Annotated in this window: 22 protein-coding genes; 20 read left to right on the top strand and 2 right to left on the bottom strand. The window is 51.4% G+C overall.

The genetic code is table 11. From position 1 onward, the window contains the following. Window positions 1-25 precede the first annotated feature (25 nt). The 8 genes from AC0YNW_RS13435 (at window position 26) to AC0YNW_RS13400 (ending at window position 9,382) form a co-directional block, all read left to right on the top strand. Window positions 26-724, top strand: coding sequence for a response regulator transcription factor (locus tag AC0YNW_RS13435; RefSeq protein ID WP_387473380.1), 699 nt, complete (start codon window positions 26-28; stop codon window positions 722-724). Beyond that, a complete protein-coding gene (locus AC0YNW_RS13430) occupies window positions 721-2,085 on the top strand; it encodes a sensor histidine kinase (RefSeq protein WP_387473378.1) in 1,365 nt (454 codons plus the stop codon). Before AC0YNW_RS13435 ends, AC0YNW_RS13430 begins: the two co-directional genes overlap by 4 nt. A gap of 22 nt (window positions 2,086-2,107) precedes the next feature. Further along, entirely contained in the window at window positions 2,108-2,968 is an 861-nt protein-coding gene (locus AC0YNW_RS13425; RefSeq protein WP_475832429.1) for a carbon-nitrogen hydrolase family protein, read from the top strand. Window positions 2,969-2,988: 20 nt separating this feature from the next. After that, window positions 2,989-3,663 carry a GNAT family N-acetyltransferase gene (locus AC0YNW_RS13420; protein ID WP_475832428.1) on the top strand — a complete coding sequence of 225 codons (675 nt, stop codon included), beginning with the start codon at window positions 2,989-2,991 and terminating at the stop codon, window positions 3,661-3,663. A 41-nt stretch (window positions 3,664-3,704) separates the two neighbouring features. Beyond that, the gene (locus AC0YNW_RS13415; protein WP_475832427.1) at window positions 3,705-4,379 is read left to right on the top strand and encodes a GNAT family N-acetyltransferase; all 675 of its coding nucleotides are present in this window, start codon (window positions 3,705-3,707) and stop codon (window positions 4,377-4,379) included. Beyond that, window positions 4,376-5,158 (top strand): MBL fold metallo-hydrolase, encoded by a 783-nt coding sequence (locus AC0YNW_RS13410; RefSeq protein ID WP_475832426.1) that lies wholly within the window; start codon window positions 4,376-4,378, stop codon window positions 5,156-5,158. Before AC0YNW_RS13415 ends, AC0YNW_RS13410 begins: the two co-directional genes overlap by 4 nt. A 92-nt stretch (window positions 5,159-5,250) precedes the next feature. Continuing rightward, window positions 5,251-6,774: a glycine betaine uptake BCCT transporter gene (locus AC0YNW_RS13405; RefSeq protein ID WP_387473367.1), complete on the top strand. Its 1,524-nt coding sequence runs from the start codon at window positions 5,251-5,253 to the stop codon at window positions 6,772-6,774. Between the two features lie 571 nt (window positions 6,775-7,345). Next, window positions 7,346-9,382 (top strand): endonuclease MutS2, encoded by a 2,037-nt coding sequence (locus tag AC0YNW_RS13400; protein ID WP_475832425.1) that lies wholly within the window; start codon window positions 7,346-7,348, stop codon window positions 9,380-9,382. A 30-nt stretch (window positions 9,383-9,412) separates the two neighbouring features. On the opposite strand, the gene AC0YNW_RS13395 is transcribed toward AC0YNW_RS13400, so the two are convergent. Further along, window positions 9,413-10,051 carry a thiamine diphosphokinase gene (locus AC0YNW_RS13395; protein ID WP_475832424.1) on the bottom strand — a complete coding sequence of 213 codons (639 nt, stop codon included), beginning with the start codon at window positions 10,049-10,051 and terminating at the stop codon, window positions 9,413-9,415. A 217-nt stretch (window positions 10,052-10,268) separates the two neighbouring features. On the opposite strand from AC0YNW_RS13395, the gene AC0YNW_RS13390 reads away from it, so the two are divergent. The 3 genes from AC0YNW_RS13390 to AC0YNW_RS13380 all read left to right on the top strand — a co-directional run bounded on the left by AC0YNW_RS13390 (window position 10,269) and on the right by AC0YNW_RS13380 (window position 12,178). Beyond that, window positions 10,269-10,931, top strand: a complete 663-nt coding sequence (locus AC0YNW_RS13390; protein ID WP_387474257.1) for a trimeric intracellular cation channel family protein — start codon at window positions 10,269-10,271, stop codon at window positions 10,929-10,931. Window positions 10,932-10,936: 5 nt separating this feature from the next. Further along, a complete protein-coding gene (locus AC0YNW_RS13385) occupies window positions 10,937-11,431 on the top strand; it encodes a low molecular weight protein-tyrosine-phosphatase (RefSeq protein ID WP_475832423.1) in 495 nt (164 codons plus the stop codon). Window positions 11,432-11,830: 399 nt separating this feature from the next. After that, window positions 11,831-12,178: a hypothetical protein gene (locus AC0YNW_RS13380; protein WP_475832422.1), complete on the top strand. Its 348-nt coding sequence runs from the start codon at window positions 11,831-11,833 to the stop codon at window positions 12,176-12,178. Between the two features lie 42 nt (window positions 12,179-12,220). On the opposite strand, the gene AC0YNW_RS13375 is transcribed toward AC0YNW_RS13380, so the two are convergent. Beyond that, window positions 12,221-12,958, bottom strand: coding sequence for an alpha/beta hydrolase (locus AC0YNW_RS13375; protein ID WP_387473357.1), 738 nt, complete (start codon window positions 12,956-12,958; stop codon window positions 12,221-12,223). 283 nt (window positions 12,959-13,241) lie between these two features. Between AC0YNW_RS13375 and pdhA the strand changes: the two genes are divergently transcribed. The 9 genes from pdhA to AC0YNW_RS13330 all read left to right on the top strand — a co-directional run bounded on the left by pdhA (window position 13,242) and on the right by AC0YNW_RS13330 (window position 22,466). Further along, window positions 13,242-14,309: a pyruvate dehydrogenase (acetyl-transferring) E1 component subunit alpha gene (gene pdhA / locus AC0YNW_RS13370; RefSeq protein WP_387473355.1), complete on the top strand. Its 1,068-nt coding sequence runs from the start codon at window positions 13,242-13,244 to the stop codon at window positions 14,307-14,309. 20 nt (window positions 14,310-14,329) lie between these two features. Beyond that, entirely contained in the window at window positions 14,330-15,307 is a 978-nt protein-coding gene (locus AC0YNW_RS13365) for an alpha-ketoacid dehydrogenase subunit beta (RefSeq protein WP_387473353.1), read from the top strand. Between the two features lie 39 nt (window positions 15,308-15,346). Next, a complete protein-coding gene (locus AC0YNW_RS13360; RefSeq protein ID WP_475832421.1) occupies window positions 15,347-16,627 on the top strand; it encodes a dihydrolipoamide acetyltransferase family protein in 1,281 nt (426 codons plus the stop codon). Between the two features lie 3 nt (window positions 16,628-16,630). Continuing rightward, entirely contained in the window at window positions 16,631-18,046 is a 1,416-nt protein-coding gene (lpdA, locus tag AC0YNW_RS13355) for a dihydrolipoyl dehydrogenase (protein WP_475832420.1), read from the top strand. A 204-nt stretch (window positions 18,047-18,250) separates the two neighbouring features. Continuing rightward, entirely contained in the window at window positions 18,251-18,739 is a 489-nt protein-coding gene (locus AC0YNW_RS13350; RefSeq protein WP_387473347.1) for an acyl-CoA thioesterase, read from the top strand. Window positions 18,740-18,861: 122 nt separating this feature from the next. Beyond that, window positions 18,862-19,818 carry a thymidylate synthase gene (locus tag AC0YNW_RS13345; protein ID WP_475832419.1) on the top strand — a complete coding sequence of 319 codons (957 nt, stop codon included), beginning with the start codon at window positions 18,862-18,864 and terminating at the stop codon, window positions 19,816-19,818. An 18-nt stretch (window positions 19,819-19,836) separates the two neighbouring features. Next, window positions 19,837-20,322, top strand: a complete 486-nt coding sequence (locus tag AC0YNW_RS13340) for a dihydrofolate reductase (protein ID WP_475832418.1) — start codon at window positions 19,837-19,839, stop codon at window positions 20,320-20,322. A gap of 234 nt (window positions 20,323-20,556) precedes the next feature. Then, the gene (locus tag AC0YNW_RS13335; protein WP_475832417.1) at window positions 20,557-22,044 is read left to right on the top strand and encodes a glutamate synthase subunit beta; all 1,488 of its coding nucleotides are present in this window, start codon (window positions 20,557-20,559) and stop codon (window positions 22,042-22,044) included. 101 nt (window positions 22,045-22,145) lie between these two features. Then, window positions 22,146-22,466, top strand: coding sequence for a hypothetical protein (locus AC0YNW_RS13330; RefSeq protein WP_475832416.1), 321 nt, complete (start codon window positions 22,146-22,148; stop codon window positions 22,464-22,466). Window positions 22,467-22,515 lie beyond the last annotated feature (49 nt).

Here is a 22,515-nt window from a genome sequence, read left to right as displayed (position 1 = left end):
CTAACAAGAAGGAAGGTCCAAACTCATGAATGAACGCATACTTGTCGTTGAAGATGAAGCGGGGATCGCCCGCATATTGCAGTTAGAGCTTGAACACGAAGGCTATACGGTAGGTGTAGCCGATGACGGGCGCAAAGGCTACGAGATGGCGTCCTCTGGTGAATGGCAGCTAGTGCTGCTGGATGTAATGCTACCGGAGATGAGCGGTATTGAAGTGCTTCGCCTGATCCGGCAAGCCGGCAATCCTGTTCCTATTATATTGCTTACAGCAAGAGATACGGTTCCTGATAAGGTAAGCGGCTTCGAGCATGGAGCAAATGATTACATTACGAAGCCATTTGCGGTCGAGGAGCTGCTGGCGCGCGTGAGAAACATTCTGCGCATCTTCCAGCAGTATCCGAAGGAAGCGGAAGGCTCCGATCTGATTAAGCTCGGCGATCTGACGATTGAGCTGCGCACGCGCAAAGTATTCCGGAAGGATCTGCTGATCGAGCTGACGCCTCGTGAATTCGAGCTGCTTGTCTATCTGGTGGAGAACCGCAATGAAGAGAAGTCTCGCGAGGATATCTTATCCGAAGTATGGGGTTACGACTTTATCGGGGAGACCAACCTCGTCGACGTCTATATCCGTTATTTGCGCCAAAAGCTGGACAAGGGCTATCGCCATAAGCTGATTCATACCGTACGCGGCGTAGGCTATATGATAAAGGAGCCGGATGCATGACACTGCGTAAACGGTTTACGCTTTTTACGATTTTTTGGCTTATATTAATTCTGATCTTCTTTAATATATTCGTCTACTTCTATGTCATCAAAATTACGACAGAGAGCGAAGAAGAGGTCATCTCGACCAAAGTCAACCTGATGCTGGAAAATCCGCGAATCCAGAGCGGCCGGGGGCTAAGCTCCCCGGAACTGCTGGAGGAGTACAGCAGTATGAACGAGATGGTCCGTATCATTGCGCCCAATAACCGGGTGCTGAGTATTACGGGTATGGCCACGCATACGGCACTCTTGGAAATCCCGGCGGAGTTCAAGCCCTATCATGATTCCGGCATGATTACGAGAGGCGGAGAGAGAATCATCTTCATGCAGGTGCCGCTCTTCGAGAATGGCAAAGTAATCGCCATGCTGGAAGTGATGCGCATTCTGGATGAACTGGATGATTATTTGCAGGTGCTGGTCGCAGCGCTCAGCGTAACGAGCGGCGGCGCTATTCTATTCGCCATCTTCGGTACGTATTGGTTCACCTCGAGGCTAACCGCACCGATTCAGCAGATGGTCAATACGATGCGCGAGATCGACCGGAGCGGCAAGCTTCGCCAGATCGATATGGGCAACCGTGAAGAGTCCGCTGAGCTTCAGCAGTTGATCCGGGCCTTCAATCAAATGATCGAGCGGCTTGACCGCACTTTTGCGAGGCAGAAGCAATTCGTTGCGGACGCTTCGCATGAGTTGAAGACGCCGCTTACGGTCATCAGCAGCTATGCGGGCATGCTGAAGCGATGGGGAAGGGATGACGAGAGCGTGCGCGACGAGGCGATTGAGGCAATCGCCAAAGAGGCGACACGGCTGCAAAACCTGACCAAGTCGATGCTTACGCTCGCCGAAGCGGAGCAGGAAGACTGGCTGAGGCTGGAGATGTTCGATGTAGTGCAGGTGGTCGATGAGCTTGCAACGATGATGCAAACGACATTCCAGCGGCCGATTCGCGTGAAGGCGCTGTCTAGAGTTGTCCGCATGATGGGCGACAAGGACAAAATTCGTCAGTTGCTTGTCATTCTACTGGACAATGCGATCAAGTATTCCAAGGAACCGATTGATATCTCGATCACGCTCATGAAGAACATTGTGAAGATCGAAGTGAAGGATAAAGGCATGGGCATACCGGAGAAGGAGATTCCGCACTTATTCGAACGCTTCTACCGTGTAGACGGAGCCAGAAGCCGCACGACGGGCGGTGTTGGTCTTGGCCTCTCGATTGCCAAGCGGATTGTCGATCTGCATGAAGGCAAAATCGACGTCTTCAGCTTGCCAGAGCTGGGCACAACCATTACGCTTCAGTTCAAGCAGCGCAAATTATGATTAGATCAGGGGGAGTCCTTCCATGAAGTATCGTGTAGCGGCGGTGCAATACAAACTTGCCGACATCCAGAGTTTCCAGCAATTCGAAGAGCAAGTTACCCACTATGTCAGGAATGCGTCAGAATACGGCGTACAGTTCCTGCTCTTCCCTGAGTTTATGACGACGCAGCTTCTATCTATTGGCGATGATCAGGGCGAAGCGCTTCCGATCGGCAGACTGCCTGATTTTACGGAAGACTACAAACGGTTATTTGCCGATCTGGCCAAGTCCTACGGCATGTATATCATCGGGGGTACCCATGTAGTCGAAGTGGAGGACGGAAAAAGACGCAATGCTGCGCATCTGTTCCATCCCGATGGCCGAATCGATGTTCAACACAAGATTCATCTGACACCTACTGAGGTAGAGGAATGGGATATGTCCCCGGGTGATGGAGTCGAGGTATTCCAGACGCCGTTCGGGACGATTGCGATGCTCACTTGCTATGATATCGAATTTCCGGAGATCGTTCGGATGGCAAGAGCGAAGGGCGCGGATGTCATCTTCTGCCCTTCCTGTACGGATGACCGTCACGGCTTCCACCGCGTTCGCTATTGCTGCCATGCGAGAACGATCGAGAATCAAATATATGTCGTGACGACGGGGACGGTGGGCGCTCTTCGCAAGGTGGACTTCATGCGTGCCAACTACGGTCAAGCCGCTATTCTCGCACCGAACGATATTCCGTTCCCTCCTGCAGGGATTATAGCGGAAGGCGTCATCAACGATGATATGCTCGTTGTAGGCGATCTTGATCTATCGCTGTTAGAGGAAGTTAGAAAGAACGGCTCTGTCATGACCTGGAGAGACAGAAGATCCGATCTGTATCCGGACTGGAGCTAAGGCGGGAAGGGGCTTCGCGAATGAACAAACAGCTGTATGTCTGGCACAACGGTAAGCCAGTTAAAGCCATCATCCGCAATTATTCGGAACGGGACTTTGATGGACTTATGGATGCACAGAAATTAAGCTTCCCGCCGCCATTCCCCGAGGAGCTGCTATGGAATAAGGAACAGCTTGACGAGCATGTCAGCCGCTTCCGCGAGGGAGCGCTATGCGCAGAGGTTGACGGCCGTATCGTCGGCTCTATGACCGGTCTAATTGTTGATATGGGCGAATACGGGCATGAACATAGCTGGGAATCGGTCACGGATAACGGCTATATCCGCAATCATCGTCCAGACGGCGATACGTTGTACGTCGTCGATATATGTGTTATCCCGGAGTACCGCAAGACGGGCCTTGGCAAATGGCTGATGCAGTCCATGTACGAAACGGTCGTACAGCTTCGGCTGGAGCGTCTGCTTGGCGGAGGCCGCATGCCGGGTTATCGGGCCAAGTCGCTGGAGGCGACTCCGCAGCAATATGTCGAGAAGGTGCTGGCGGGAGAATGGACGGACCCGGTCATCTCATTCCTGCTGCGCTGCGGCCGCGTCCCGGTCGGAATTGCTCAGAATTATCTGGAAGATGAGGAATCTCTTCATCATGCGGTTATTATGGAATGGCGCAATCCGTTTCGAAACCAATCGGTCAACTAACCAAACAATCAATCAACAAGCAGAATCGGAGTGACGAACTTATGTTAACTTACCATCGCATTACCTCGATCGACGATCCTTATTTCATGCCGTTGCATGAGCTGCTCGGCTCGATCTTCCCGCCAGAGGAAGTGCTGGCTTACGAGCTATGGAGAGAGCCGCTGCTGGATGAAAGCATTCATGTCTACGTAGCGTTGCATGGAGAAGAAGTTGTCGGCTCTACGGAATACCGTTATTATCCATCGCTTCGTGTCGCGATGACCGACTTTACGATTATCGGCAAGCCGTCTCTGGGCGTGGGCCGATTCCTGATGCGGAGCCGTCAGCGTGATCTGGAACGGTTGGCTAAGGAGTCCGGCACGGAGCCGATCGGCATGTTTGCGGAGATCTATGATCCTTACCGCGCAGCATCCCATGAATTCGGCGGCGTATCACCAATGAATCCGTATGTCCGCAGAGAAGTGCTTTCTCATATGGGCTACAAACGTCTTGATCTGTCGTATGTTCACCCTTCATGGGATCATGAAGGCCAAGCGGTCACGGAGCTAGACCTTGGATTCCTGCCGCAAGACGAGACGGTAGACGAGATTGACGCGTCGCTTGTCGTCACTTTCCTGACTGGCTATTATTCGGCGCTGCCGAACAAGCCTGAGGCTTGGCTGGCGATGATCGACAATCTGAAAGGCATGAGCAAGGTCCGTCTGCTGCCTCTATGACGACCATTACATTCCGCGGAACGGGGGACTCGCAAGGGGTTCCCCGTTCTTATTGCGATTGCGGCGTATGTTCGGAAGCGCGAGCAACAGGCAGCAATCGCAGGCTTAGACCATCCTTGCAAATCTCGGATCTTGAAACCGGAACGACATGGATAGACTGCGGACCCGATTGGGGAAGCCAGATGGAGAATGCCGGGCTTCGCGCATTGGATCGGATGCTGATTACCCATGCACATTATGATCATATCGGCGGATTGCCGGAATGGTATGACGCATGCAGGTGGACAGATAAGGTTGGACAAGCGTATTGTCCGCCGGAAGTGGTCCCAGAGATTATTTCAAGATTTCCGTGGATCGTGTCGCGAATTCGCTTTATTCCGATGGAGCAGCCACTAGTGCTCGGACAATGGAACGTCCGATGCTTTCGCGTTCATCACGGCCGCAATGGCTATTCCTATTCCTTCGAGTTTGTCCATACCGGGAACAGCTACCGCTGGATCTATTGTCCGGATGCCATTGATATGACCGAACAACAACAAGTCCCTTTTTATGGAGCGGACCTCGTTCTATTGGGCGCCAGCTTCGTCAAGGAGCCATACCCGCTGGAGACGCGCTCGATCTATGATGTGGAAGAAGCAGTAGAGCTATTTGAGCGATGGCAGCCAGGCCAGATGGTTCTGACTCATATGTCCCATGACATTGATGTAAATGTGAGGAATATGCTGCCGGAGGGTGTACAGTTCGCGAGAGACGGCATGACGATAAAATTATGCGATTGATCAGGGTTGCCAGGGATGTGAAAAACATGCCAGGCAACCCTATATTTTTGCGTTCAGCGGGATATGCTATGGCATAAAAGGGGGCACATGTCATGGTTTTCCGGCTATCCATCATCATTGTTTCTTTGTTTGTGCTTTGGGGGGCTTTGCAGCCGGATCAGCTATCGTCCGTCGCCAATGTCGTATTTGATTTCACCATTGCGAAATTCGGCTGGTTTTATTTGCTGTCGATGTTCGGCTTTTTGATCTTCTCGTTTGTGCTGGCCTTCGGCAAATATGGCAGCTTCAAGCTGGGAAGCGATGATGACGACCCCGAGTATTCGCTGCTGTCCTGGTTCTCCATGCTGTTCAGCACGGGAATGGGCATCGGGCTCGTATTCTGGGGTGTGGCGGAGCCGCTGTCGCATTATTTGGTGCCGCCTGAGGGACTGGCTGGAGGAACGCCTGAAGCGGCCAGAATCGCGATGCGGTATTCATTCTTTCATTGGGGACTCCATCCATGGGCGATCTATACGATCGTGGGGCTAATACTTGCTTATCATCAATTCCGCAAGGGTCGCAAGGGCCTCATCAGCATCACGTTTCTGCCTATCCTGGGCGACCGGGTATACGGTCCGATCGGGAAGAGCATTGATCTGCTGGCCATCATTGCCACCGTATTCGGCGTAGCGACCTCGCTTGGCCTGGGCGCTCTGCAGATTAACGGCGGGCTGAACGCGTTGTTCGGCATGTCCACGACGACGGGTACGCAGATATGGATCATCATCGTGATGACCTTTTTATTTATGGCGTCAGCGATGTCGGGGCTAGACCGGGGCATCAAGATTTTAAGCACGGCCAATTTGATTGTGGCATTCTGCTTGCTGCTTTTTGTTTTTTGCGTAGGTCCAACCGCGTTTATTCTAGATACGCTAACGAATACGCTTGGCTCGTATGTGCAAAATTTAATCGGCATGAGCTTGCGGCTGTCTCCATTCTCGGAGAGCAAGTGGATTGGCAACTGGACGCTTTTTTATTGGGCATGGTGGATTTCCTGGACGCCATTCGTGGGAACATTCATCGCCAGAGTATCGAAGGGCAGAACAATCAAAGAGTATGTTCTTGGCGTATTAATTGTACCTAGCTTGCTTGGTTTCTTGTGGTTTTCCGTATTCGGGGGCACGGGTCTTCATATGGAGCTGCTCAAGCATATACCGCTTGCTGCCGCAGCGGAGAATGATGTTACCTCCGTCTTGTTTCTGCTGCTGAATCAATTGCCGCTTGGCCAGATTGCTTCGGGAGTCGCAACTCTGCTTATCGTAGTCTTCTTTGTCACCTCGGCGGATTCGGCGACATTCGTATTAGGCATCTTGTCACAGGATGGCGATCCTAATCCGAAAGCAAAGGTGAAGCTGGTGTGGGGTGTAATGCAATCGACGATTGCAATCGTGCTGCTCCTGAGCGGCGGATTAAACGGCTTGCAGACGGCTTCTATTGTGACTTCGCTGCCTTTTGCTGCGATCATAGTCGGCATGTGCTTCGCTTTAATCCGCTGTCTGCGCGATGAGGAGAAGGTGCGCCGTATCCGGGAGCGCAAGCGCCAACGGAAGCTGGATGAGCTGATTGATGATATGTAAATATGCGCATGTACGTTCGGCAGAAGGATAGAGACTGCGCTCGCCGGCATGAGGCATGATTAGCATGCTAGTGTGGACATTATGAAAGAGGACTAGTGATATTATAGGCTTGCGCAGATAGTTGATCGATGACTTGACACGAGGCAGCCTTTTTTATACGATAAGAGAGAATAAGCATGACAAAGGGGAAATTTTAATGATTACCGGTGTTCTTAACTCGTAATTGGATATGATCAGGACGAAAGCGGCTCCTTGGTGCCATAACGCACAAGGGCTGATTTAAGTTTAGCCACGGCTTATCGCGATTTTTAATTGCAATATGCAGGGCTTATTTCGTTGTCTGATCCCATGAGTTGAGAACATGAGGATTTCCGCCCACCATGCTATAAGGATGAGGCCAAATCACCGTGCTCCTATGCACGGTTTTTTTATACCCATTTTTTGAGCTGCGCCGCATTGGCGCGGGTTATTCGGGTATGATTGGCTTCATTTGTTATAAGGCAGGAACGGAACGCGCTCGCGTTTTCGTTGCTGTCTTTTTTTATGCTCATTTTGAAGGAGGAATCAAGGAATGAATGAATCAACGCTGAGAAAATTGGAGTATGACAAGATTAAAAAAATGACGGTAGAGTTGACCGTCTCGGACGCAGGCAAGCGACTGGCGGAGGGGATGAAGCCAAGCTTGTCCAAAGCGCAAATCGAGGCATGGCAGACCGAGACGTTCGAAGCTTCCGAGCTGCTCGGAAGCGGCGCAAGCATTCCGTTGTCCGCGATGGAAGGAATTGAAGCGTTCCTGGTACTTCTGGGAAAAGGCAGAAGCTATAATGAGGGGGAGCTAGAAGCGCTAGCCGTATGGCTTGCCTCGGTCGCTCAGATGAAGAGGTATATGCGCGGGAAGATGCATATTGCTCCGACAATTGCGTCATATGCCGAATCGTTGGATGACTGCAAGACTCTTCGGGAAGAGCTGGGAAGATGCATTCGGTATGGCAGGCTTACGGATGAAGCAAGCCCCGATCTCGGGTATGTTCGCAGGCATATCTATTCAACCGAGGATAAGATTAGCCGGAAAATGGACCATTCCCTAAGCAAGTACCGCAGCTCGCTGCAGGAGAGCATCGTCAGTAAACGAAGAGACCGATTCGTGCTGGCAGTGAAGCGTGAGTTTCGCAAGCAAGTGCCGGGAACCGTGCTGGATGAATCGTCCAGCGGCCAGACGCTCTTTATCGAGCCTGCCGATGTATCGGAGCTTCAACAGGAGCTGGCTGAATGGCGGGCTGCGGAGGAGCGGGAACGCATGGTTGTGCTGGCTCAGCTCTCCCAATTGGCGGAGGGTTACGCCCACGCATTGGAGACGGACGCTCAGGCGATGGCGACCTTCGATTTTATTATGGCCCGCGGCAAGCTGGCTCGCAGTTATGAAGGACAGCGTGTGACGCTGAGCGAACAGCCTGTCGTATGGTTGAAGAGTGCTAGACATCCGCTGCTGGGAGCGGGCAGCATGCCGCTTGATGCGGAGCTCGGCATGCGTTGGAAGCAGCTGATTATAACAGGACCAAATACGGGAGGGAAGACGGTATCCCTCAAAACAATGGGCCTTCTCGTGCTCATGGCGCAATCCGGTCTGCTTATACCGGCCGAGGAAGGCAGCGTGCTGGGTATCTTCCGTCATGTCATAGCGGATGTGGGTGACGGGCAAAGCTTGGAGCAATCGCTTAGTACCTTCTCCTCGCATATTGCCGTGCTAAAAGAAATGTTCGATGTCGCCGACGCCAGATCGCTGCTATTGCTGGACGAAATGGCGGCTGGCACCGATCCGTCGGAAGGAATCGCGTTATCTATTGCTGTGCTGGAAATGCTGCTGGAGAGAGGCTCTCTTGTTGGTGCAACTACACACTTCAATGAAATTAAATCGTTTGCCGCACGCACGCCAGGATGCCAGAATGGCCGTATGGCTTTTGATCCGGCTACGCTTAAGCCGCTTTATCGGCTTGAGATTGGCGAAGCGGGTGACAGCCATGCATTCGCCATTGCCAGACGATTCGGATTGCCGGAGACGGTCATGCTCCGTGCGGAACGGCTGTTAACAGGCAAGAAGGAGCAGGCGGCGAGCGCCAAGGATATGGAAGAAGGGATCGATCAAAGGAGTGCCGACAATGGAGCGGATATGAATGAGCAGAAGACCGAAGCATGGATCAGACCGCATGATGCTACGGGGCCATCCGAAGCAGCTAGACCAGTTACTATTCCGTCGCTTGCTAGGCAGCCTCTACCGCTAGGGGCAGATGCGCAGAGTGAAGCCTCGGCATCCAAGCCAAAGCGGCGTCTGTTCCAAAAAGGGGATTCCGTGTGGATCTACCCGCTGAAGCGGGCAGGCGTCGTTTACCAGCCGGCAGACGAGAGAGGAACTGTCATTGTTCAGGTGAAAGGGGAGAAGCTAAGATTTAACCACAAGCGTCTGAAGATGTACATCGCCAAGGAGAAACTGTATCCTGGTGAAACCTACGATCTGGACATTGTTTTTGAATCTAAGGAGCATCGAAAGGCGCGTCATGAGATGAGCCGGAAGCATGTTGAAGGGTTGGAAATTGTTCTGCCCCCTGAGTAGGGGGCAGATTGTGGTCAGTCCATGTTTGCGTTAGTCGCGGCTTCGGATGACTAGAAGTCTGCCATTCCGCACTTCAATCTTGCCTTGCTCAGCCTTCATGACGTTGCTGATTCCTAGCGATTGCCCGATGGTAAGTGTAGCCTCGTTCAGCGGGTATTGGAAGCCGGTAAGCGTAATACCGGTTACTTGTTCGGACAGGGGCAGAAGGGATACTTGCGGATGGTGGCCGCGCTGGAACAGGGTTGTTTTCGAAATGAGACAAATTTCATTATGCTCGTCTACGATTGCAGCTTCTATGCCCAGTTCATTCGCAAGCGCCAGCAGATGCACATTCGCGAGTGAGTGGTCGAAACGCGTTCCGAGTGCGCCTAGCAGAAGCAAGCCGTCAGGTTTCATGTCCAGTGCCAGACGGAAGGCCATCTCGGTGTCGGTGTAGTTCTTGTCTATGGGGTCACAGGAGATGGTATTGCCGCTGCGTTCGCGAATCAGCTCCATCTCCGATTCTGTGACAGAATCGAAATCGCCGATGGCGATATGAGGTGCGAAGCCGTTCGATATCAGATAGATGGCGCCGCTATCCGCGCCGATCAACGTATCGGAGGATGTAATATGCTGAAGAGCCCAAGGCCCCAAATTTCCTCCGGCGAAAATAATGATGCGTTGCTGCATGAAAGGTACTTCCTCTCTGGCCTATGAATAAGTGTCAAGTGTCCGCAAGAGGTGGACACGACTCTCAGTATATCGTTTCCCGCTGAATTCGACAATGTGCTCAAAAATTGTCGTTGCGATTAGAGGGAGCCGGATATAAAATGGGTATGGACGCATGGTGCTTGCCATGCATAACGGACGGGAAGCGGGGATATCGGCAGTGAACTTGACCATGAGCATGGACATTTTCAATGTATTCAGCTTAATCGGTACAATTGCCTTTGCGGTGAGCGGCGCGGTTGTGGCGATGGAGGAAGAATACGATATTTTGGGCGTATACGTGCTTGGACTCGTGACGGCTTTTGGAGGCGGGGTGGTGCGGAACCTGTTGATCGGTGTTCCGGTAACGACGCTATGGAGCCAAGGTTATTTGTTCATGACGGCGCTCTCGGCTATGACCATTGCCTTTATACTGCCAGTTAGGTGGATATTGCGGTGGAGACGAAGCGAAGCCTTTTTCGATGCGATCGGCTTGTCGGCATTTGCCATTCAAGGCGCATTGTATGCGACCAAGATGGAGCATCCGCTTAGCGCGGTGCTTGTAGCCGCTATGCTCACCGGTATCGGCGGCGGGATTATCCGTGACGTCCTGGCGGGACGCAAGCCGCTTGTCTTAAAGGATGAGATCTACGCGGTATGGGCCATGCTGGCTGGTGTGGCGATCGGACTTGGCTGGTTTAAGTCGACAATCGAGCTGCTGGCGTTATTCGTGATCATTATTACATTCAGGATGCTGTCAGTTTACTACAAATGGAAGCTTCCTAGAAGGTCGCTTAGAGGTGCTTTTAGCGCATCGGAGCAAGCGGCCATTCGGAAGTTGAAGCATAAGAAAGGAGAATAATAAGTATGGACCACAATGTTCGAGTATTATTCGTATGTCTTGGCAACATATGCAGATCGCCTATGGCGGAAGCGGTGATGCGCAAGCTGGTTGCAGAGAGTGGGCTGGAGGAACGTATAGCTGTTGACTCTGCTGGAACAGGAGATTGGCATATTGGTCGTGAGCCGCATGAGGGTACTCGGGGTGTGCTTGACGCCCACAGCATCTCGTATGTCGGCATGAAAGCTCGGCAGGTCATCCCGCAGGACGCGGCTGACTTTCACTATATTGTCTGTATGGACCGGAAAAACCTAAAGGATGCGCGCGAGATGATGGCGAGCGCTCTCGGCCAGCAAGCTGCAGGGAAGCTGTTCACATTCATGGAGCTGATTCCGGACAGAGGCGTGCCGGATGTGCCGGACCCGTATTATGAAGGCAACTTCGACTATGTGTATGAGCTGGTTGACGAAGGATGTCACGCTTTGCTCGACAAAATCAAGGCGGATACGGGCTGGTCGTAGGTTAGGGTGTGTGTACTTGCCTGCATTGTGCCTGTACTATTCTGTATTCGTTGGTGGAGGGTACACTGTACTCGATATAGGCGTGATGTACAGGTAACAGGTGCCGAACTGGCTAGATGTGTATTGGACAGATAACGGAGTGCTGTATGGATATAGGTGTGATGTACAGGTATCGGGTGTTGAACTGGCTAGATGTGTAATGGACAGATAGATGGGATGTAATTTGCTGATAGTAACTTTCGTGCTCGAATGACACTCTGTCCCCGTATCCGTACTTAACCTAATTAATAAATATGGTCTTCCTAGTGTAGCGTCTCGTCTTCATTCCGCTGTAAACCGATGCAAATTGAAGGGCTGCTCCGAAAGTTATGCAAAATAACTTCTGGAGCAGTTCTTTTTGTGTACGTATGGCAAAGGGTTGATGCGAAAGTAGCTGCTGAGCGTGCTGCAAGCCGAAAACTTCGGCTTAGAGAGCCGAAAGTAGCCGCTGAGTGTGCTGCAAGCCGAGAAATTCGGCTTAGAGAGCCGAAAGTAGCCGCTGAGCGTGCTGCAAGCCGAAAAACTCGGCTTAGAGAGCCGAAAGTAGTCGCTGAGAATGCTGCAAGCCGAAAAACTCGGCTTAGAGAGCGGGAAGTAACCGCTGAGCGTGCTGCAAGCCGAGAAATTCGGCTTAGAGCGGAGAAAGCAGCCAACGCATCTGCACTAATTCTAGAAAAAAGGGAGCTACAAGACTCAACAGCCTTGTAGCTCCCTTTTTCAAATAAGCGAGTAGCAGCTGACAATCGTCACCTACTCCACTTCTATAAAGTAACGCAGTGCCTGCGGGATTTCCTTTTGCCAGAAGCCCCATTGATGCTTGCCGTCTTTCTCTTCGTAGAAGATGTTGGCGCCTTTGTGTTCCAGCAGGGCACGCGTGTTGCGGTTCAGTGCGACGAAGTCGTAGACACCGCGGTCTGTCTCATAAGCGTCTTCCTGAAGGCCAACGATCATATAAATGTCCAGCCAGCTAAGATCGAGGGCGTTGCCTACTATGCTCTGAGAGCTGGCGTAGAAAGCGCCGGACATCGACATTACCCGTGTGAACAGTTGCGGATACGACAACGCCAGATGCAGCGAGACCGTACCTCCGAGCGAGTCGCCCGCTAGCACCCGGTGCTCAGGCTCGCGACGTACCGGATATTTCTCTTCAATAAAAGGCACAAGCTCCTCAGCGAAAAAGCGGAGGTAAGCTTCATGACGATTACCGTCCGCCGCGTATTCCTCGGTGCGCACTTTTTTGTCGACATCAACGCCTACTATAATGAAAGGCTCCAGCCCTTCATCCAATATCAGCTGCGTCGCTGTCGTCGCGACCCGGCCAAAGTTGAAGAAATCCTCTCCATCCTGACAATAGATAACCGGATAGCTTAGCACTTCATTATAGCCCGGCGGGAGAAATACGCGAAGATTGCGCTGCCCTTCGGCCAAGTAACGGCTGTCTACCGTTTCCTTCAAAATCGTTCTTTTCAAATAGCGTGCATCAGTCATGCTCAAAACTCCTTATCTGAATTGAATGGATTACCGTTGTTGTGGGTAAACAATAGTAAGGTGTATACGGGAAATGGGGCGAAAACAAGCTGTTGTATTATGCTGTACTACTAAATTTCGGACGCTGTAGCATATACAATTCCTTAACAGAATGGTTAGAATAAGCGAAAAAACAACGGTTTTTTTGTTTTTTGCTTTGACCATTTTCATTAAACAGGGTTATAATAATTCTATAACAGAGGTACCCGATTTTCAAATATTTCGATTGAGGTGAGCGTTCAAAATGAGCAAACTGCCATACGAAGTTCAAACGGAACCGGTTACGCCGCTATCTGTATTGTCACTCGATGGAGACGTAATTAATCCGGATCTGATGCCGGATTTGACTGATGAGCAACTGAAAGAAATTATGTATCGCATGGTATTCACACGCACATGGGACGAGCGTGCCGTTAACCTGGGCCGCCAAGGCCGTCTTGGCTTCTATGCTCCTGTATCGGGACAAGAGGCTTCGATGATCGGCAGCGAATACGCGCTGAACAAAGACGATTTTATCTGCCCTGGCTATCGTGACATGCCTCAGCTAGTATGGCATGGCCTGCCTCTGTACCAGGCATTCCTATATTCCCGCGGTCACCAACACGGCGGTCAAATTCCTGAAGACGTGCATGTTCTCATGCCGCAAATCATCATCGGCGCTCAGATTCTTCATGCAACTGGCGTAGCGATGGCATTCAAGAAAAAAGGCGAGAAGCGCGTTGCAATTACGTACACGGGCGATGGCGGTTCGTCGGAAGGCGACTTCTACGAAGGCCTGAACTTTGCAGGCGTGTTCAAACTGCCTGTTATCTACGCTGTACAAAACAACGGCTACGCGATTACGACACCTTTCGAGAAGCAAACAGCTGCGTTGTCGATCGCTCACAAAGCGGTTGCGGCTGGCATCAAAGGCGTGCAAGTTGACGGCATGGACGTTCTTGCTGTTATTAAAGCCGTTAGAGACGCTGCTGAACTGGGCCGTAACGGTGAAGGCGCGACATTAATCGAGATGCTGACTTACCGTTTCCGTCCTCACTCCATGGCGGATGACGCGACGAAATACCGTACGAAGGACGAAGAAGCAGAATGGGCGCTGAAAGATCCGCTGACCCGCTTCGGCAAGTTCCTGGAGAAAAAAGGCCTTTGGACAGAAGAAGATACAGCCCGCGTAAAAGAAGAAGCAAAAGCAGCGGTTAACGAAAACATCAAAAAAGCGGAAGCAGTAGAGAAAATGACTGTTGCCGGCTTGATCGATACAATGTTCGAAACAACACCGCAATACTTGGAAGAGCAAAAGGCTGATTTTCAATAAAAGGGGAGGATGAAACGATCATGGCTCAAATGAATATGCTTGAAGCGATTCGCGATGCGATGCGCGTAGAACTGAAACGTGACTCCAACGTGCTCATCTTCGGTGAGGATGTAGGTAAAGTCGGCGGTGTATTCCGCGTAACGGAAGGCTTGCAGGAAGAATTCGGAGAAGAGCGCGTATTCGATACGCCGCTGGCTGAATCCGCAATCGGAGGTTTGGCAGTAGGTATGGGCGTGCAAGGCTTGCGTCCAATCGCCGAGATCCAATTCGTAGGCTTCATTTACGAAGCACTTGACCAAATGTTCATCCAGGCTGCGCGTATGCGTTACCGTTCCGGCGGTCGCTACAACGCGCCAATCGTATTCCGTACGCCGTTCGGCGGCGGCGTCAAAGCAGCAGAGCTGCATACGGACTCCCTGGAAGGTCTGGCTGTACAGACTCCTGGTATTAAAGTGGTTATTCCATCCAATCCATACGATGCAAAAGGTCTGATGATCTCCGCGATTCGCGACAACGATCCGGTATTCTTCATGGAGCATCTGAACTTGTACCGTGCATTCAAAGCTGACGTTCCAGAAGGCGAATACACCGTTGAGATTGGCAAAGCAAACGTGGTTCGCGAAGGCAGCGACGTAACGATCATCGCTTACGGCATGATGGTTCATACAGCGGTGAAAGCAGCAGATGAGCTCGAGAAGCAAGGCATCAAAGCGGAAGTGATCGACCTTCGTTCCCTAGTGCCGCTTGATATCGACACCATCGTAGCATCTATCCAAAAAACAAACCGTGCAATCGTGGTTCAAGAAGCGCAAAAAACTTCCGGCGTAGCTGCTGAAGTTATCGCGCAAATCAACGAAAAAGCGATTCTGCATCTGGAAGCGCCAGTGCTTCGCGTAGCGGGTCCGGATACGGTATATCCGTTCGCTCAAATCGAAGATCAATGGCTGCCTACGCCAGCACGCATCGTGGCTGCGGCTCAAAAAGTTATCAATTTCTAATTTAATGGACGGAACATTTTTTAAAGGAGGTTATGATCGGTGGCTAAATTCGAATATCGATTCCCAGAGCTAGGCGAAGGCCTGCATGAGGGCGAAATCATCAAAGTGCTGATTAAGCCGGGCGCGACAGTGACGGACGATGACATTATTATGGAAGTACAAAACGATAAAGCTATCGTCGAAGTACCTTGCCCGGTTAACGGCAAAGTGCTGGAAGTATTGGTGAAGGACGGTCAGGTATGCCATGTTGGCGAACTGGTAGCTGTAATTGAGGCGGAAGGCGACCTTCCTGAGCAAGCGACTCCTGCTGCGGCTGAAGAGCCGAAGAAGGAAGAGTCAGCTCCTGCAAGCGCACCTGCTGCAGCTCCTGCTCCTGAAGCTAAAGCAACGAACGCTCAAGTATTGGCAACACCAAGCGTACGCAAATACGCTCGCGAGAAAGGTGTAGACCTGACTCAAGTTAGCGGTACCGGCAAAAACGGACGCATCACGCGTGACGATGTGAACGGATTCGGCGGAGCACCTGCAGCTGTAGAAGCGGCAGCGCCTGCGGAAGAAAAAGCAGCTTCGGCTGGCGAGGCAAAAGCAGCAGCTCCTGTAGCGGCTGGTACACCTTACCGACCAGAAGAGCGCGTACCGTTCAAAGGTATCCGCAAAGCGATCTCTAATGCAATGGTGAAGTCGGTTTACACGGCTCCGCACGTAACGATCATGGACGAAGTAGACGTTACTGAGCTGGTTGCCCTTCGCTCGAAATATAAGCCATACGCAGAGAAAAAAGGCTCCAAGCTTACGTATCTGCCGTTCATCGTGAAGGCCCTGGTAGCGGCTTGCCGCCAGTTCCCAATCATGAACTCCACGCTGGATGAGCAAAATCAAGAAATCGTATACCGCAAGTACTACAACATCGGTATCGCTACCGATACGGACAACGGCTTGATCGTTCCGGTTATCGAAGATGCTGACCGCAAAAACATCTTTATGGTTGCTGACACGATTCGTGACTTGGCTGTACGCGGCCGCGACGGCAAGCTTGCTGCGAACGAACTGAGAGGCAGCACGATTACGATCTCGAACATCGGTTCCGCAGGCGGCATGTTCTTCACTCCGGTAATCAACTTCCCTGAAGTTGCGATTCTGGGTACAGGCCGCATCTCCGAGAAGGCGATTGTACGCGACGGCGAGATTGTAGCAGCACCTGTTATGGCATTGTCCCTGAGCTTCGACCACCGTCTGATTGACGGCGCAACAGCACAAAACTTTATGAACTATATCAAACAGCTGCTGGCACAGCCTGAGCTGTTCATAATGGAGGTCTAACAAATGGTAGTTGGAGATGCTTCCTTAGATATTGATACTCTAGTCATTGGCGCAGGTCCTGGCGGTTACGTAGCCGCTATCCGCGCAGCACAGCTTGGTCAAAACGTATTGGTTGTAGATAAAGAGTATGTGGGCGGCGTGTGCTTGAACGTTGGCTGTATCCCGTCCAAAGCACTGATTTCGGCAGCTCACCAATATGAGTCTGTAAGCCACGCTTCCGCTTTCGGTATCGAAGTGGGTGAAGCGAAGGTTGACTTCAGCAAGGTGCAAGAATTCAAAAACGGCATTGTGAAGAAGCTGACTGGCGGCGTTGCTTCGCTGCTGAAAGCGAACAAAGTACAATTCTTCCAAGGCGAAGTGATGTTCATTAACGAAAACGAAGCTCGCGTATTCAACGATCAAGAAGCGCCGCGCTATCGTTTCAAAAACTGCATCATCGCGACTGGTTCCCGTCCAATCGAGCTGAAGGCGTTCCCTTACGGCGGACGCATCGTGTCCTCGACAGGCGCATTGTCGCTGCCTGAAATTCCGAAGAGCCTTGTCGTAATCGGCGGCGGCTACATCGGTATCGAGCTTGGCCAAATGTACACTAAGTTCGGCACGAAAGTAACGGTAATCGAAGGTTCCGATTCCGTACTTCCAGGCTTCGACAAAGATATGTCTTCCATCGTTGCGAAGAAGCTGAAAGCCAAAAACGTAGACATCGTAACAGGCGCTCAAGCGAAAAGTGCAGAGCAAACGGATAAAGATGTAACAGTTACCTACACAGTAGGCGACAAAGAAGAAAAAGTAACAGCGGACTACCTGCTTGTTACAGTTGGCCGCCGCCCGAACACGGATGGCGAGCTTGGCCTTGACCTGATCGGCGTGAAAACAACAGATCGCGGTCTGGTTGAAGTTGACCAACAATGCCGTACCAGCATTCCGCACATCTTTGCAATCGGCGATATCATCGCAGGACCAGCGCTTGCGCACAAAGCGATGTACGAAGGCCGCGTAGCGGCTGAAGCGATCGCAGGACAACCAAGCGTGATCGATTACAAATGCGTACCGGCTGTATGCTTCTCCGATCCGGAATGCGCAAGCGTAGGCCTGAGCGAGAAAGAAGCGAAGGAGCAAGGCCACAACGTGAAAGTGGGCAAATTCCCATTCGCTATCAACGGCCGCGCAATGTCGCTTAACGCTACAGAAGGCTTCGTGAAGCTGGTAGCAGACGCTGATTCCGGTCTGGTACTGGGCGCGCATATCGTAGGCCTTGAAGCTTCCAACATGATCGCTGAGCTTGCTCTGGCAATCGAGATGGGCGCAACGCTTGAAGATATCGCACTGACAATCCATGCTCACCCAACTTTGGGCGAGATCGTATTGGATGCGGCTGAAGTTGCACTTGGCCATCCGATCCATACGGTTGCTAAGTAATTCACTTAGCCGACTTGATCTAAATTAGCTTGAATGAGAAGCCTCGCTGGCCTTTAAGGCACAGCGGGGTTTCTTTGCGTCCACAATAACCTTCACATGTATGGCTTTGCATGAATTTCATGCGGTTTCCTTTGCCTATCGCTTTTTGCATATATTATAATGAAGAAACAAAATGCGCAGATGATGAGAAGGGGCTGAATCAGCATGAATCAAGAAGAACAAAAACGATCGAGTGAATCACGAACGATTATGACGCAGCTCATTTTCCCTTTGGATACGAATCATTACGATACCATGTTCGGCGGCAAGCTGATGGAGTATATGGATAAGGTAGCCGCGATTGCGGCCATGAGACATGCGAGAACAAGAGTGGTGACGGCGTCCACAGACAGCCTTGATTTTCTTGCGCCGATCAGGGTCGGCGAAGTCATCGAGGTGGAGGCGTTCGTTTCTTGGACGCATCGCAGCTCCATGGAAATTTACGTCTCCGTCACGGCGGAGAATCTGTACGCCGGGACGCGTGCAGTTACGGTGACCGCCTTTTTCACTTTTGTTGCGCTTGGAGAAGACGGCAAGCCATGCCCGGTTCCTTCCGTTGTACCGGAGAGTGAATTGGAGCGCCAGCTGTTCGCCACAGCGCCAGATCGGCATCAGCTGCGCAAAAAACGGAAGAAAGACAGGCTGGGCAACTAATTACAAGTAATGTTATAATAATAGTTATTTTGCGAAAGAAAGCTTGCTTTAAGAGATAGAAGCACAAGCTTTTCGTATAGAATTACGCCGATGATGGCGATTATGATAAAGGAGGGTCTCCTATGAGCACGAGTGAACAGGCTTATTTGCAATTATTAAGGGATGTGCTGCAGGGTGGCGTCCGCAAGGAAGATCGTACAGGGACCGGGACGATCTCCACGTTCGGCTATCAGATGAGATTCCCGCTCAGCGAGGGCTTTCCGCTTCTGACGACGAAGCGTGTACCCTTCAAGCTTGTAGCGAGCGAATTGCTTTGGTTTATTAAAGGGGATACGAACATCCGCTATTTGCTTCAACATAACAACAACATTTGGAATGAATGGGCATTTAAGCGCTGGGTAGAGAGCGAAGCCTATTCGGGACCGGATATGACGAATTTCGGATTGCGCTCCCAGACGGACTCGGCATTCGCCGCGCAATATGAAGGGCAGATGGAAGCGTTCAAGGAGCGTATTTTGACCGATCCCGATTTTGCAGCTCAATATGGAGAACTAGGCAATGTCTACGGGAAGCAGTGGAGAGATTGGAAGACGACTCAAGGCGGAACCATCGACCAGCTTAAGGATGTTATCGCAACGATTAAGAGCAACCCGGAATCCAGAAGGCTTATCGTATCGGCTTGGAATCCTGAGGATGTGCCGACGATGGCTCTTCCGCCATGTCATACGATGTTCCAGTTCTATGTGTCTGAGGGCAAGCTCTCTTGCCAGCTGTACCAAAGAAGCGGTGATATTTTCCTGGGTATTCCGTTCAATATCGCGAGCTACGCGCTTTTGACGCACCTGATCGCACATGAATGCGGGCTGGGAGTAGGCGATTTTGTTCATACGCTTGGCGATGCCCACATCTATTCGAACCATATGGAACAGATTGAGATTCAGCTGTCCCGTGATCCGAAGCCGCTGCCGAAGCTGCTATTGAATACGGACAAGCAATCGGTATTTGATTTTGAAATGGAAGACTTGATGCTCGAAGCTTACAATCCGCATCCGTCGATCAAAGCACCCGTAGCGGTGTAAGGGGAGGAGGAACAGACGATGACGATTACGTTAATAGCGGCAATGGACCGGAACCGGGCTATTGGTGTCCGCAACACTCTTCCTTGGCGCTTGCCTGGAGACTTGGCGTATTTCAAGAGAATGACGACAGGCAAGACCGTGCTGATGGGCAGAAAAACGTTCGAATCGCTCGGCAAACCGCTGCCGAACCGGCGTAATGTCGTCCTCTCTCGCCAGACTGATTTGCATCTTGAGGGTTGTGAAGTGATTCATAATTTGGAGGATGCGATACAGATGTTCGGAGAGGAAGATCTCATGATTATTGGCGGTGCGGAGATCTATGCGCTGGCCTTGCCTCATACGGATCGGATATTGTTGACCGAAGTGGAAACGGAAGTCGATGAGGCGGATGCGTATTTCCCGGTATTTGATGAGAGTGCATGGAGACTTGCCAGCAGCGAGTTCAAAGCGAAAGATGATCGGAATCCCTATGACTTCACATTCCAAAATTATGAACGCATCTAAAATAGAGCGTGTTAAAGCGGCTGATGTACGAACAATATGTCATAAAGTGCAAATGATTGTACGGATAGTCCATTAACGTGATCATTAGAGGAATGCTAGCATGTTATAATAAGTCACCGGATTTGGCACAGCACGCTGTGTTCAATAATATATGGATTCCCGCAAGTGGTCTCATATCGTATCTTGTACGTGTACGTGAAGCAACCGGGAAACAGGGATGGAGGAAATTCGATCATGTCTACACCAACTGGATTTATGGAATATCAGCGCGAATTGCCGGCCGATCGCGACCCGCTTGAGCGCATCAAGGATTGGAACGAATTTCATAAGCATTTGTCCGACGAACAGTTGCGCACCCAAGGCGCACGCTGTATGGATTGCGGAACGCCTTATTGCCATACAGGCATGGAGCTCGCCGGATCGGTGTCCGGTTGCCCGGTCAACAACCTGATTCCCGAGTGGAACAACCTGATCTACAGAGGACTGTGGCGCGAGGCGCTGGAGCGCCTGCACAAGACGAATAACTTCCCTGAGTTCACGGGCCGTGTATGCCCGGCGCCATGCGAAGGCTCTTGTACGGTCGGCCTTATCGGCGATGCCGTCACAATCAAGACGATCGAACAAGCGATTATCGATCGCGGCTTTGAAGAGGGTTGGGTCGTTCCTCAGCCTCCTAAAGTGCGTACCGGCAAGCGTGTAGCAGTCGTAGGCTCCGGCCCTGCTGGCATGGCTACGGCCGCTCAATTGAACAAAGCGGGCCATACCGTTACGGTATATGAGCGTGCCGACCGCATCGGCGGATTGCTCACATACGGCATCCCTACGATGAAGCTGGAGAAGCATGTCGTACAGCGCCGTGTAGACTTGATGACAGAAGAGGGCATCGAGTTTGTCACGAATACGGAGATCGGCAAAGATATTACAGCAAGCGAGCTGGTGGAGAAATTTGATGCAGTTGTTCTGTGCGGCGGCGCGACGCGCGCACGCGATGTAGATATCGAGGGACGCGATCTGAACGGCGTGCATATGGCGATGGACTATTTGAACGGCACAATCAAGAGCTACCTGGACTCCAATCTGGAAGACGGCAACTATATCTCCGCAAAAGATAAGGATGTTATCGTTATCGGTGGCGGCGATACAGGTACAGACTGTGTAGCAACGGCGCTACGCCATGGCTGCAAGTCGGTTACGCAATTCGGTACGCATGCGAAAGCTCCGCTTGAGCGCGATCAGATTAGCAACCCTTGGCCGCAATTCCCGAACGTCTATACGCTGGATTATGCGCAAGAGGAAGCAAAAGCGCTATACGGCGAAGATCCTCGTGCATTCTCCGTCCTGACGAAAAAGTTTGTAGGCGACGAGAATGGCGTCCTGAAGGAGCTTCACACGGTACAAATCGAGCGTACGGTTGACGAAACCGGCCGCAAAATCTATAAAGAAATTCCGGGAACGGAAAAGGTATGGCCAGCAGATCTGGTCTTCATCGCGGTAGGCTTTGAAGGTCCGGAAACAACGCTGATCGAGCAGCTTGGTCTAGCACAGGATCGTCGTTCCAATGTGAAAGCTCCGTATGGCAAATACACGACGAATGTCGACAAGGTATTCGCAGCTGGCGATATGCGCCGCGGACAAAGCTTGGTGGTCTGGGCGATCAACGAAGGCCGCGAGGCTGCCCGTGAAGTGGATAAGTATTTGATGGGCTCATCGATGCTTCCATAAGCAGCGCCTCTATGTTAGGCTATACCTATAGGTTTCATAAGGAAGCGCCCTAGGGCGCTTTTCTTGCTTGTCCAGATTCTGTGGGAATGGAGAGAGAAGATATGATTAAATACGGTTCAGACCAGATAACGGAGCTTCGGTTTACTCGCTTTGATGCATCAATGGAGCGCCGCGACGATCAATGGGTAGATATCGTGCTTCGGCCGACAGTAGATGAGGGCACGCCTGTACCGGATGATCTGATCCAATTCACCCTCTATGTGATCTGCACGCTGGATGGCACGATTGTCCAGATGGTCCCTCAGGATGAGGATTGCGACTGTGAATATCAGCTGACATTCAGTGAGAAAGAACAGGTGCGCGCCTATATGACGCAACTCGCTATTCAGGAAGCGATTTCTAACCTGACTCCCCCGCAATAAGGCAAGTTGTGGTAAAATTATGGATAGATCCTGCGTAGGAGGAGAGGCA

This window comes from Paenibacillus sp. J31R120 (genome assembly GCF_056269225.1).
Note: the sequence above shows the minus strand (reverse complement) of the source record. Positions and strands in the feature narration are given on the sequence as shown.